10 protein-coding genes are annotated in these 12,415 nt (G+C 34.2%); 7 read left to right on the top strand and 3 right to left on the bottom strand.

All coding sequences use genetic code 11. From position 1 onward, the window contains the following. Positions 1-396 precede the first annotated feature (396 nt). Both A9G12_RS03550 and A9G12_RS03545 read right to left on the bottom strand, forming a co-directional pair. Positions 397-2,700, bottom strand: a complete 2,304-nt coding sequence (locus A9G12_RS03550; protein WP_081299640.1) for a TonB-dependent receptor domain-containing protein — start codon at positions 2,698-2,700, stop codon at positions 397-399. Positions 2,701-2,781: 81 nt separating this feature from the next. Next, positions 2,782-3,633, bottom strand: a complete 852-nt coding sequence (locus A9G12_RS03545; protein ID WP_065564483.1) for a heme/hemin ABC transporter substrate-binding protein — start codon at positions 3,631-3,633, stop codon at positions 2,782-2,784. A 285-nt stretch (positions 3,634-3,918) separates the two neighbouring features. On the opposite strand from A9G12_RS03545, the gene hutW reads away from it, so the two are divergent. From hutW to A9G12_RS03510, 7 genes are all read left to right on the top strand, one after another. Continuing rightward, entirely contained in the window at positions 3,919-5,337 is a 1,419-nt protein-coding gene (gene hutW / locus A9G12_RS03540) for a heme anaerobic degradation radical SAM methyltransferase ChuW/HutW (protein ID WP_065564482.1), read from the top strand. Between the two features lie 11 nt (positions 5,338-5,348). Then, complete coding sequence (gene hutX, locus A9G12_RS03535) at positions 5,349-5,852, top strand: heme utilization cystosolic carrier protein HutX (protein WP_065564481.1); 504 nt, start codon at positions 5,349-5,351, stop codon at positions 5,850-5,852. A 7-nt stretch (positions 5,853-5,859) separates the two neighbouring features. Further along, positions 5,860-6,498 (top strand): NAD(P)H-binding protein, encoded by a 639-nt coding sequence (locus tag A9G12_RS03530; RefSeq protein ID WP_065564480.1) that lies wholly within the window; start codon positions 5,860-5,862, stop codon positions 6,496-6,498. Between the two features lie 47 nt (positions 6,499-6,545). Next, on the top strand, positions 6,546-7,532 hold the full coding sequence (locus A9G12_RS03525) for a FecCD family ABC transporter permease (RefSeq protein ID WP_141674104.1): 987 nt from the start codon (positions 6,546-6,548) through the stop codon (positions 7,530-7,532). Positions 7,533-7,548: 16 nt separating this feature from the next. Then, positions 7,549-8,322 (top strand): heme ABC transporter ATP-binding protein, encoded by a 774-nt coding sequence (locus A9G12_RS03520; protein WP_065564479.1) that lies wholly within the window; start codon positions 7,549-7,551, stop codon positions 8,320-8,322. A gap of 85 nt (positions 8,323-8,407) precedes the next feature. Next, positions 8,408-9,409, top strand: a complete 1,002-nt coding sequence (zntB, locus tag A9G12_RS03515) for a zinc transporter ZntB (protein WP_065564478.1) — start codon at positions 8,408-8,410, stop codon at positions 9,407-9,409. 174 nt (positions 9,410-9,583) lie between these two features. Next, positions 9,584-11,485, top strand: coding sequence for a DNA topoisomerase III (locus A9G12_RS03510; protein ID WP_065564477.1), 1,902 nt, complete (start codon positions 9,584-9,586; stop codon positions 11,483-11,485). 93 nt (positions 11,486-11,578) lie between these two features. On the opposite strand, the gene A9G12_RS03505 is transcribed toward A9G12_RS03510, so the two are convergent. After that, positions 11,579-12,268: a hypothetical protein gene (locus A9G12_RS03505; RefSeq protein ID WP_065564476.1), complete on the bottom strand. Its 690-nt coding sequence runs from the start codon at positions 12,266-12,268 to the stop codon at positions 11,579-11,581. Positions 12,269-12,415: the final 147 nt, after the last annotated feature.

Raw genomic sequence — 12,415 nt, 5'->3', positions numbered from 1 at the left:
AATAGTTTTTATTATTCAAATAAATAATAAATTTATATTACATAAGAAATAAATAATGGAAAAATTATTAATAAATAAGAATAATTATTATTTAATTCTGCAAGATTGTTTTTATGAATGGGAATTATGAAATCATTTGACGTAAGTTCCTATTAGGCTCTAAATTCAGTTTTATCTTTTGAACTTTATAATCAGGAATAGAATTAATAAATTGAATTTTTTCATATATTTTTGACACAGGGATAAAAAATAATAAAGCTATTATAAAGTAACTTATTGGAGATTTTGTTAACAGGCTGTTGTTGTTAGTTATTAGGGATATGAAATTAGAATTTTAGCACTAGATCAAAGTTAGGTTTAACCTAACTTTGATTGGTAACTATCGTTTTAACTAGATTAAAAGTCGATATCCAGACCTAATTGGAATGTTCTGCCCGGAGCAGTAAACATATCAAGGTATTTGTGATCTGAGGTACGGTATAATTTGTTATTACTTAGGTAATCCCAATATTTTTGGTCGGTAAGATTATAAATACCACCACTTAATTTTATATTTTTAGTAAAGTTGACATAACCGGTTAAATCAACAATACCGTGGCCGGCGATTCTAAAGTATTCATTATCTGAATTAGTAATAGGATTTCCTTTATTGTCATACGATTCACGGTTGGTCGACTCAGCTTTTTTACCTTTTTGGAAGGTTGACATTAATGAAACACCATAGAGTTTATTTGGATCATCCCATGCTAAACCTATAGTTGCTTTCATTGGTGCTACTGAGTCCATTTCGACATATTTATCGCCTAAATAACTTGATTTAGATTTACCTTGGTTATAACCAATTGCGAATCGTGCACTTAAACCGTTAACTGATTCAAACCAAGTGCCAAGATTAAATTCACTGCTTAATTCAGCACCGTAGATATAGGCTTTATCACGATTTTCTGCTTGGAATACAATACGTTTACCAGCACCTACAAAGTTTTTATCATAACGTGTGTAGGCGATGAAGTTTTTATATTTATTATAAAATGCAGCAGAGGATATGGTAATGCCTTGAGTTGGTTGCCCTTTTAAACCTAATTCAAAATTATCACTAGTTTCTGTTTTTAGATTAGAATCACCTACTAATAAATACATAGTACTATGTGCTAAATAAGAACCGTATAACTGATTTTGATTCGGCATTTGGGCACTACGTTTATATTGTAAATAAGCAGTTAAATTAGGTTTTAAGTCATACATTAACGCTAATGAAGGTAATACTTTGAAATCACTATTGCTATTGTACTGTTGACTTAACTGTGAGCTGTTTACTGTTGTGACAGACATATTTTCAAGGTTACGCGGTTTTGTATTTTGATATACCGCTCTTACGCCTGGTACTACATAGTAATTATTGCTATCTTTGATTTTAAAGCTAATTCGATCTTCAAAGAATCCACCTAATTGGTATGTACGGCTATCGGCTTGTGGTTTTGCATAATCGCCATCAGGGAAAATCTGACCATATCTTGGTTTGGCAGAAGTATAAAATGGCGATTCATCTTTACTCCATTTACCATTCAGACCAGCACTAATTCTCTGATTATCCAAGTTTTTCAATAAAGTAGTAATGAAATTATAAGCCTTGGTATTATAGTTAGTTTGAATATTATAATTACCATTAGTTTTTGAATGTAGATCAGTATCATCATATACGTTAGTGCGCTGATAGTTGAACTGTGTAGTTAAGCTATCAATCCAGCTGATATCGGTTGGTTGCCATTTATCTTTAATTGCTAAGTTAAGGCGATTGTTTTTGCTGCGTTGGTGATCTGATGATTCAACCTTTTTCCCATTTTTATCCCATGTATCATAATGCGAATTTTTGGTTTTGCTATTAAAATCAACGTTAGTATTCAGTAAATGATCATTGGTCATTTGCCAACCAAATCCAGCTAATATTGAATTAGAATGCCAATTTTCCGGATAGTTATTAAGCGAATCCCCATGATTGCGAGTTTGTTGCCCATCACGACGACTTAAAACCAATATACCGTTTAGATAATCATCACCTCCTGCCATGGTTATACCTTGGTGATAACTTCTATCAGCACTATCATAGTTATTTTGGAAACCAAAATAACTGGTTTTCCCTGGATAGAGATAATAACTAGCTGTTTTAGTCTGGAATGAAACCGAACCACCTAACGCGTTATTGGCATTACTAACCGAAGTCGCCCCAGATTGAATATCTACTTTATTGTACATATAGGTATCAATATAATCGCGGCCAATACCATATGAACCAAAGCCTGCTCGCCCAACAGAGTTGACTCGACCTTGAGCTATAGGTAAAGGCATCCCATCAATGTCAATTGAGACCCGGTTAGCATCTAAACCACGGATATTATAGCCAGTAAAGCCACTTCTATCCCAACTACTTTTACCACTACCTGAACCAGAAATACTTCCTGACGCCGAAATAAGTGGTTGATAACGCATGAGGGTACCAAAATTAGTTCCACCATCTCGACGGATATCTTGTTCGGAAATTTCGGTATTAGTTCCAGGTTGTTTAATTGCTTCATGAGCTGTAACAGTGATGGTATCAATATTTTTATCATCATCAGTTTTTTCAGTAGCTAAAGCAGGTATCACAAAAGTTAAACCTAAAGCTAAGGTACTTGTTTTCTTTAAATTCTTTAAACTAAACATTTGAATCCTTGTAAACATAAAATTAAACGAATTTCTTAAATTGCTTCTTATTAATTAAAATATAATTACTATTTTTTAAAATTATTGTGGGTAAAAAGCTTGGTAAAGAGTATTTGCTATTTCATCAACTCTTGGTCCAATTCCAAATAGATAACTATCATCAATAGTTACAATCCGGTGATTTTTAAAAGCTGCGGTTTCAGTAATTCCTGGTATCGTATTTAATTTATCCATACCACCCATCTCATTAACCGAATGAGTACTAAGTAAGATAACTTCCGGGTTCATTGCAATAAGTGATTCTGGGGTATAGCTTTTATAACTATTATGAGTAGCAAGATTTTCACCACCGGCAATATTGATTAACGCATCAGCTGTGGTATTTTTACCTGCTACAGCATTAGTCCCACCCATACTCATTAGGAATAATACTTTGGTTTTTTTAGGTTGCTTAGCAATGTTATTTTGGATTTGCGATAAGTTTTGTTGTAAGCGGGTAATTAATTGTTTGCCTTCATTTGGCTTATTCAGTTTAGCTGAAATTTTGTCGATGTTATCATATAGTAACTCAAGTGTACCTGGAACGCGTTGTAAAGCTAAAACATCTACATTAGCTTGTTTTACTTGGCTGATAACATTGTCGGGTTCGGCATCATTTAAAGTAATAAAAAGAGAAGGCTTTAATGATAAAATTCCTTCAATATTTAGAAGTTTCCAATAACCAATTTGCGGTAATTGTTTTACTTTTTCTGGATAATTACTTGTCTTATCAACACCTACAACTTCATCTCCAGCACCAATAGCAAAAATAATTTCAGTTAAAGATCCCCCAGCAACTACTATTCTTTCTTTGGCTACACTGTAATTAATACAACTATTAAAAGTGAAAATTAATAGTAATAAACTGACTTGAGAAATGATTTTTTTCTTCATTGAATATTTCCTGTTTCCATTTACAAAACGGGTGCTACTATATTGAAAATGATAAGCGTTATCAACCATAAATTTATTATGCCATTAAAAATATAAAGACAAAAAATGGTAACAATGAACAATATTTTTAATTAAAGATTGCAATCAAAAAAGAAAATAAAAATAAATATGTTTAATAACATATAGTTAAATATATATGTATAAAAAAACATTGATTAATGATAATAATTATTATTTAATCTCTTAAAATATTAATTTAACTATAGTTGTTTTGAAATTGTTGTCATGAAATCATTAGACGTAAGCCCATATTTTGCTGCAAATTCAGTTTTACCTTTTAAAGATCGTTGGGCTGTGATGCCTTTACAAGCGAGTATGCCAATCAATCCTCAGGAAGTAGATAGAAACTGGCAGATATTACAAAACAGTGAATTAACCGGTAAAAAGAGATTAATATATATACACATTCCTTTTTGTGATATTCATTGCCAATTTTGTGGTTTTTATCAAAATCCGTTCCGAAAATTTGATACTACAATTTATGTTGATTATTTATTGAAAGAAATCTCTTTAGAAATAAATAATCCAGCCATGCAATCGGCACCAATTCATGCTATCTACTTTGGTGGTGGCACACCTTCAGCTCTAGCCGCAGGTCAACTAGGGCGAGTTATAACTTATCTAAAGCAAAAAGCCCCGTTAGCACCGGATTGTGAAATTACGGTGGAAGGCCGTATTTCTGATTTTGATGATGCGCGAGTTGATAGTTATATTGAAGCTGGGGCTAATCGTTTCTCGATTGGTGTGCAAACTTTTAACACTAAAATTAGGCAAAAATTGGGTCGTCAATCGACTGAGCAACAAATTATTCAGAATTTTGAACGCATCGCGTTACGCGATAGCGTGGCCTTAGTATGTGATTTAATGTTTGGTTTGCCCAATCAAAATTATGATAATTGGCAACGGGATTTACAAATTGCGGATGATTTACCGCTCGATGGCGTCGATCTTTATTCTCTTAATCTTTTACCCACCACTCCGTTAGCTAAAGGTGTTGAAAATCATCGAATAACCATACCATCAGTTACGGATAAATGTGATTTTTATCATCAAGGCGCTAAATTTTTAGGTAAACAAGGCTGGATGCATTTAACTAATGCTCATTGGGCAAAAACGACTCGAGAACGTAATTTATATAATTCGTTGATTAAACAAGGCTCGAATTTTTTTGCCTTTGGTTCTTGTGCTGGTGGCCGATTAGGTGGTCAATCATTTATGATGCATCGAGATTTAACTCAATATTATGCAATTCTAGATCAAGGTAAAAAGCCGTTGATGATGTTAACCGGTAAATCCCTATTAGGTGATTGGTTACATCGATTACAAGCAGGGATTGAAAAGGGTAGAGTTGATTTAACTAAACTGACAGAACATAGTGAATTGTTTGATCCACTAATTAAACAATGGCATCAAGTTGGCTTATTGCAAGATCAGGATCGTTGTATGAATTTAACACTATCAGGGCGTTTTTGGTCCAGCAATATTCTGCAAGCTTTGCAACAACTGTTACTGCAACTCAATAATCCTGAGTATATTGAAATGCAAAAACAAATGGCACAAAAAAGACCATCAATGCCACCTAATCATGCTATGCCAGCAGCTCATCCACACAAACAAACCATCAAAACAACGTTACGTAATTAAAGGATATTATTATGGTAGATAAACAAACTTTTAATAAAAAACTAGCCGAATACATGCAAAATAATCCTGAGGAACTATTAGAAAAAATTGCTCAAGATCATCAAGTTACTTTAACTCAAGTTATTCAAGCGTTACCGGAAGCGAAGATTGTCGATGGCAACAATTTTGATACGGTTTGGGGCGAAGTTTCAACATGGGGTGATGTGATGTTTTTGATTCATTCTGGCGATATTATTGCTGAGATCTCAGGTGAATTACCTCCGGGCAAGCATAGTGATAAATATTTTAATTTACGTCACCAAAAAGGATTGAGTGGCCACATTAGGGCAGAACATTGCCAATATATTGCTTTTATTGAACGAACATTTATGAAAATGTCTACCGCATCAATTGTTTTCCTTAATCATGCTGGGCAATCAATGTTTAAAATTTTTGTTGGCCGAGATGAGAAACACCAATTGAAAACAGAGCAGTTAGAAAAATATAGAACATTAGTAAAAAACTTGGCTAAGTAAAAACAATATGAAAACATTATTAATTTTTGGTGTGAGTTCCAAATTAGGGACTGGCTATCAAATTTCTCAATTAGCAATACAATGCCAACCGAAATGGCGTTGTATTGTTTTAGTCCGTGACGCCGATTTTGCTAAACAACTACTGCAACAAGGGATTGAAGCTCATTTTGGTGATGCCAGTGATATTTCAACGGTAACCAAACTATGTCAATTAGCAGGTACTGACGCAACGATTATTTCGACTTTAGGTGGTAATACCGGTAACTATATTGCGCAGCGGATTATAATTGACTGCGCTGAACAAGTTGGTATTAAACAAATGGTATTAGTTACCTCATTGGGTTGTGGTGATTCATGGCCATTTTTATCAACTCGGGCCAAACAAGCATTTGGTCAAGCAGTAAGAGAAAAATCCTTGGCCGAAGTATGGTTACAAACCAGTAACTTAAATTACTTAATTCTAAGACCAGGTGGCCTAGTTGACGGTGATGCCACCGGGAATGGCTGTTGTTATTATCAACAAGAGGTGCATGGTTTTATTCATCGAACTGAACTGGCAAAAGTAATTATTAATAAAATTGATAACCAACAACTTGATAATCGTGTCTACAGTGTTATTGAACCCGATCTGGTAATAAACTATTAGTATATATAATTATATGATTAAATTGAAATTAGTAACGAGGTCTTGGGGTGCGGAAGTATAATCATCGTTCATTGTTGTGGGGATTATTTGCCATTCTTCTAGTGCTAATAATCTATTCGGCTAATTCAGGGGCTCTAAAACTGTCAGTTTCCCATTTACTAAATATGTCATGGGATGATCCCTTGTGGAATATCTGGTTAAATGTACGCTTACCGCGAATTATGTTAGCGGTAATTGTTGGCATGGCACTCGCCACATCCGGTGCAGTAATGCAGGGTTTATTTAGAAATCCATTAGCTGATTCTGGATTACTAGGAATCAGTAGTGGTGCCAGTCTCGTAGTCGGAATAACTATTATATTTCCTGCAATATTTCCTCCAATCGTTATGTTATATGGCAAGATGATTGCGGCTTTTATAGGTAGCCTATTTATTTGTTTATTGATTTATATCTATAGCCTCAATGAGCAATGTAATTTGGCTAAAATGATATTATTAGGCGTAGCAATTAATGCCATTATTGGTGCAATAATGGGTTTTCTGAGTTACATCAGTGATGAATCCCAATTACGTCAATTATCTTTATGGTCAATGGGGCATTTAGGTAAAGGCTCTTGGGAACTAGTATTTGTAGCGATGTCGCTTATTATACCGTCATTAATCTGTGTATTTAAGCTATCTCAGCAACTCAATATTTTACAACTTGGCGATGAAGATGCTCATTATCTTGGTGTTAATGTACAACGTATAAAACGATATTTGTTGTTACTTTCTTCGGTACTTATTGGCACCTCTGTTGCGGTAAGTGGCATTATTGCTTTTGTTGGTTTAGTGGTACCTCATATGATACGGTTACGTATTGGTGCCAATCATAGTTGGTTATTACCCGGTTCGGCGTTGGGTGGTGCTTGTTTATTACTATTAGCTGACACCTTAGCCAGAACCGTAATTGCCCCTACTGAAATTCCTGTAGGACTTTTTACCAGTTTGATTGGTGGTCCTTATTTCCTGTGGCTGATTTTAAGACATAAATAATAGAGGGAATTTGCATATGTTAACCGCTAAACATTTAACTTTTCATTGTGCAACTCGAACTTTAATTGATGATGTGTCTTTAAATATCAATGCTGGTGAAATAGTAGTAATTATTGGGCCTAATGGTGCTGGTAAATCAACTTTATTACGTTTATTAACTGGTTTTCAACTACCATCTTCAGGTGAATGTTATTTACTGAATAAGCCATTGCCTGAATGGTCAACCAAGCAATTAGCAAAAATAAGAACAGTTATGTTGCAACAGAGTCAGTTATCTTTTCCATTCAAAGTTAAAGAAGTTGTTGCTATGGGGCGTTCCCCTTATGGCAAAGCCTATGCTAGCGAATCTGTCAATGAAACAATGAGACAAACTGATTGCTTAAAATTAGCAGATCGCGATTACCGTAGTTTATCTGGTGGTGAACAACAACGAGTACAGTTAGCACGTGTATTAGCACAATTATGGCAACCAGAACCAGCGGAAAAATTACTCTTTCTAGACGAACCTACATCTGCCCTTGATTTATATCATCAGCAACATACGTTGCGATTATTGAAACAATTAGCCAGCCAGCAAAATTTGGCAGTATGTTGCATTTTGCATGATTTAAATTTGGCTGCCTTATATGCTGATAAAATTTTACTGCTCAATCAAGGACGAATCGTTGAGCAAGGTACACCGGCCGAAGTTTTGACAGTAAATAATATCAATCATTGGTATGGTGTTGAATTAGGCGTTTATCAGCATCCTGCAAATACGCAAGTGCCGCAAATTTATTTAAATCCATAATCAAAAAATTAACCAGTATGAGTAACTGCATTTTAAGCTAATTTAGGTATATAATTGTTAAAAATTAATCTGCTGGTGGAGCATTATGGCTGACTTGAATAATGTTGGAGTCGTACCCGTTTCGCGTTTTTTAGCTGCTGAACCTGTTTTTAGTTGTCAATTAGATGGTAAAGGTAAAGCAATTCCATTAACTAATGACAGTGAAGCGACAGTACAACAACCATGTTGGTTACATTTAGATTTTGCTAAACCAGAAACTATCAATTGGATACATTCAACAGATTTAATACCGGAAATTGTTAAGAATGAGCTGATTAAACCTAACCAAATTTCCAAAGAAATTCGCTTTGATTCTGGTATCTTAGTGGTTTTAAAAGGGGTAAACTTCATTCCAAATGAACTACCCGATCCGATTGTCACTTTTCGTTTTTTTATCACTGATAATTTAATTATTTCAACGCGACACCAACAAATTGATGCTATTTTTCAATTAAAAGATAACTTAGAAAAAGGCATTGGACCGGTTGATGTGGCAGATTGGTTGATTCAAGTTTCTGAATTAATCAGCGATCAAGTTAATCAATCATTTGATAGTGTTCACAACAAAATTGTTAAACTTGAAGATTTAGTTTTAAACCAAAGGATATTTTCACACAAAGAAATAGGCCGTGTCCGTAAACAGTTATTTATATTGCGCCGATTATTATCTCCACAACGGGATATCTTTGTTAAAATTTCCACCGAAAGAATCTCTTGGATTGATGACAATGACCGCCAAAGGTTACACGATATCTCCAGTCAGCAGAATCATTATGTATCCGATATCGACAGTTGTTTACTTCGTATTGCTTCACTAATGGAACAAATTAATAGTTTTTTAGCCGAATCAACCAATAAACGCATTTATTTAATGTCACTGTTTACCATTATATTTACTCCGATTACGTTTTTAACTAGTTTGCTGGGAGTGAATTTAGCGGGTATTCCTTATAATGAACAACAATGGTCATTTGTTGGCTTAGTATTGCTTATTATTGTGATTTGTATTGGTTCAGTTATTTGGCTTAAGTATAAAAAATGGTTGTAATGTGGCACATGGTTTTACAGGTAAATGCGACTTAAAAAGTATGCTATTTTATAACGTTGAGATCCGACATATTATCAACCCTTTATTAAACAATAATAATCAAACGCTGTTAGCAACTTTTGGTTAAAAAGGAATTTTCAGTTGTTTGCAAATTTTAATTAGAACTAGACATTTATGCAATCTAAGCAATCTTATCGTTTATTTATAGCCGAAAAACCTAGTTTAGCTAGAGCCATTGCCGATGTATTACCCAAGCCACAGCAAAAGGGTAATGGTTTTATCAAAGCCAGCAATGGAGATGTGGTTAGTTGGTGTATTGGACACTTATTGGAGCAAGCAACGCCGGAAGTTTATGATGCCCGTTATAAAAAGTGGCAGCTTGACGATTTACCCATTGTGCCCGAAAAATGGATCTTGCTGCCAAAAAATAATACTAATAAACAGTTTAATGTCTTGGTGGATTTAATTAAATCAGCCGATCAAATAGTTCATGCCGGAGATCCAGACCGGGAAGGGCAATTACTGGTCGATGAAGTCCTAAATTATTGCCAATTATCATCTGATAAACGTAAATCAATTAAACGTTGCTTAATTAGTGACTTAAATGCTAGTGCCGTGGAAAAATCCATACAGCACCTACGAAGTAATCAAGATTTTGTACCCCTTTCCATTTCTGCATTAGCCAGGGCTAGAGCCGATTGGTTATATGGTATTAATATGAGCCGACTGTGTACTATTGTGGGTCAAAAAAATGGTTATCGAGGGGTTTTATCCATTGGGCGAGTGCAAACACCCATTCTTGGTTTAGTCGTAAGGCGAGATTTAGAAATAGAACAATTTGTGCCCAAACCTTTTTATGAAGTTTATGCAGTTTTAGAAACCAAAAATAACGAAACCTTTAAGGCTAAATGGCAACCTAGTGAAGCGTGTGCACCTTATCAAGATGAAGAAGGCCGGGTATTAGTTAAAGCATTGGCTGAAAATGTGTGTCAACGAATTAAAAACCAAACGGGCATAATAGATAAAGTCAGTAATAAAAAGAAAGAGTTAGCACCACCGTTACCATTTAACTTGTCGGCATTACAAATTGAAATGGCAAAAAAATACAGTTTAAGTGCCCAAGAAGTGCTTGATATCTGCCAGTCATTGTATGAAAAACATAAATTAATCACTTACCCACGATCGGATTGTCGATTTTTACCAGAAGAACATTTAAAACAAATAGTCGGCGTAAAGTCGGCAATTGCCAATAATTGTTGTGAGTTACAACCTGCCATAGATAATGCCGATTTTAGTTTACGTTCTAAAGCTTGGAATGATAAAAAAGTGGAAGCGCATCATGCCATCATTCCAACATTACGCAAAGCGAAGATGGATCATTTGAGTACTAATGAAAAAGTCGTCTATCAAGTTATTGCTACTCAATATTTAGCGCAATTTTACCCAGCTTATAAATATGCGGAATTACAAATCGATGTCAGTATTCAAAATGGTAAATTTATCGCTAAAGCCAACCAAATGTTAAATGAGGGTTGGAAGGTACTGTTTCGAATTAAAAATAACCAAGCCGATGCCGAATCAGATAATAATGACAGTAATGGATTATTGACTAAATTAGTCAAAAAAGGAGAGGCGGTACAGTGTGTTGATGCTGAATTAATTAGTAAAGAGACACAACCACCCAGACCGTTTACCGACGCGACTTTACTTGCGGCTATGACAGGAATTGCTCGCTTTGTTAAAGATCCTGATATAAAGAAAATACTCCGCGAAACCGATGGCTTAGGCACAGAAGCAACGAGGGCTGGCATCATTGAATTATTATTTAAACGGGAGTTTTTACGGCGACAAGGCAAAACTATTCGTTCCACACCGATAGGGCGTAATTTAATCACTTCTTTACCGGATATTATGTCGACGCCAGATATGACAGCACATTGGGAGCTACAACTAGAAGAGATAAGTAAAAAAGAGTTTACTTATCAACAATTTATGCAACAACTAAATATGTCACTTTTGAATTTGGTTAACCAACTAAAACACACGCGCTTAAGTATAAAATCTACCCCGATGTAAAATAAAAAAAGGATGATCGACCTATTTAAATTAAGTTAATCATCCTCACATATACATTATAAAGACTGTTTCTAATAAGCTATAAGATTGTTACTAAGGTTGCTGTTGATCATCAGTAGTAATTGTTGCTTCAATCATATCCGGGCTAATTTCAAGATTTACTTCAAGTATATTAGTAAGTTCCAAATTGGCTCTTGGTAAAAAGTCCTTATCTTTAAGAATTAATCGATAAGTATTAAATCTTTTTAGTGGATTAAAAGCAAATTGCAAGCCAATAATTATCACAATAAAAATAGTTAAAATAGCCACAATAATGCTCACAATCCATGCAGAATGACGGATAGCGCTAATATTAGATAGAATAATAATCAGCGCCACCAAAGCAGTAACACCGGTAGCCATGATCTCTTTAATTAGAAAAGGTTTTTGCGGCATAATTTGCTTTTGATTAATATAAAAATATTGAGTAAGTAAATTTAACTGTTGCAATTCAATAATATTATTAATATCGGCATTAATTAACGATATGGCAATTCTTTCCTTTTCGATATTGCCGGATTTATAAAAGCAAACCTTGTCCCACAATAATTTTTTCTTAATATTATTGAGATAAGTTTTTTGGTATTCGGGTTGTGGGGTTTTTTCTAAAATATCAGTATAGCGAATGATATTATCGAAATAATTGTTTTTAGAACGTTTTTTATATAAAAATCCAATAAAAGAAAGAATAATAATAATAACTAAATTAAACCAATTATCATTTAGTAATTCCATAAGTTCCATTTCAAAAATCCTAACCTTTAAATTTTTCATGATTGTAACTTATATTAGGTAAAACTTGTATTAATTCTATACAAAAAGCTAAATGATAAGGCCGAAAGTGCTTTTTTTAGGCAATCATTTATCTATTTTGGGATTATAGGTTGACTT

This window comes from Gilliamella sp. wkB112, from assembly GCF_001690685.1.
Lineage (GTDB): Bacteria > Pseudomonadota > Gammaproteobacteria > Enterobacterales > Orbaceae > Gilliamella > Gilliamella apicola_J.
The sequence above is the reverse complement of the archived record's forward strand: the minus strand, read 5'-3'. Positions and strand labels throughout refer to the sequence as shown.

Coding starts and splice junctions, on each gene's coding strand:
- A9G12_RS03550 (WP_081299640.1), bottom strand. CDS start 2,700: ATGTTTAGTTTAAAGAATTTAAAGAAAACAAGTACCTTAGCTTTAGGT.
- A9G12_RS03545 (WP_065564483.1), bottom strand. CDS start 3,633: ATGAAGAAAAAAATCATTTCTCAAGTCAGTTTATTACTATTAATTTTC.
- hutW (WP_065564482.1), top strand. CDS start 3,919: ATGAAATCATTAGACGTAAGCCCATATTTTGCTGCAAATTCAGTTTTA.
- hutX (WP_065564481.1), top strand. CDS start 5,349: ATGGTAGATAAACAAACTTTTAATAAAAAACTAGCCGAATACATGCAA.
- A9G12_RS03530 (WP_065564480.1), top strand. CDS start 5,860: ATGAAAACATTATTAATTTTTGGTGTGAGTTCCAAATTAGGGACTGGC.
- A9G12_RS03520 (WP_065564479.1), top strand. CDS start 7,549: ATGTTAACCGCTAAACATTTAACTTTTCATTGTGCAACTCGAACTTTA.
- zntB (WP_065564478.1), top strand. CDS start 8,408: ATGGCTGACTTGAATAATGTTGGAGTCGTACCCGTTTCGCGTTTTTTA.
- A9G12_RS03510 (WP_065564477.1), top strand. CDS start 9,584: ATGCAATCTAAGCAATCTTATCGTTTATTTATAGCCGAAAAACCTAGT.
- A9G12_RS03505 (WP_065564476.1), bottom strand. CDS start 12,268: ATGGAACTTATGGAATTACTAAATGATAATTGGTTTAATTTAGTTATT.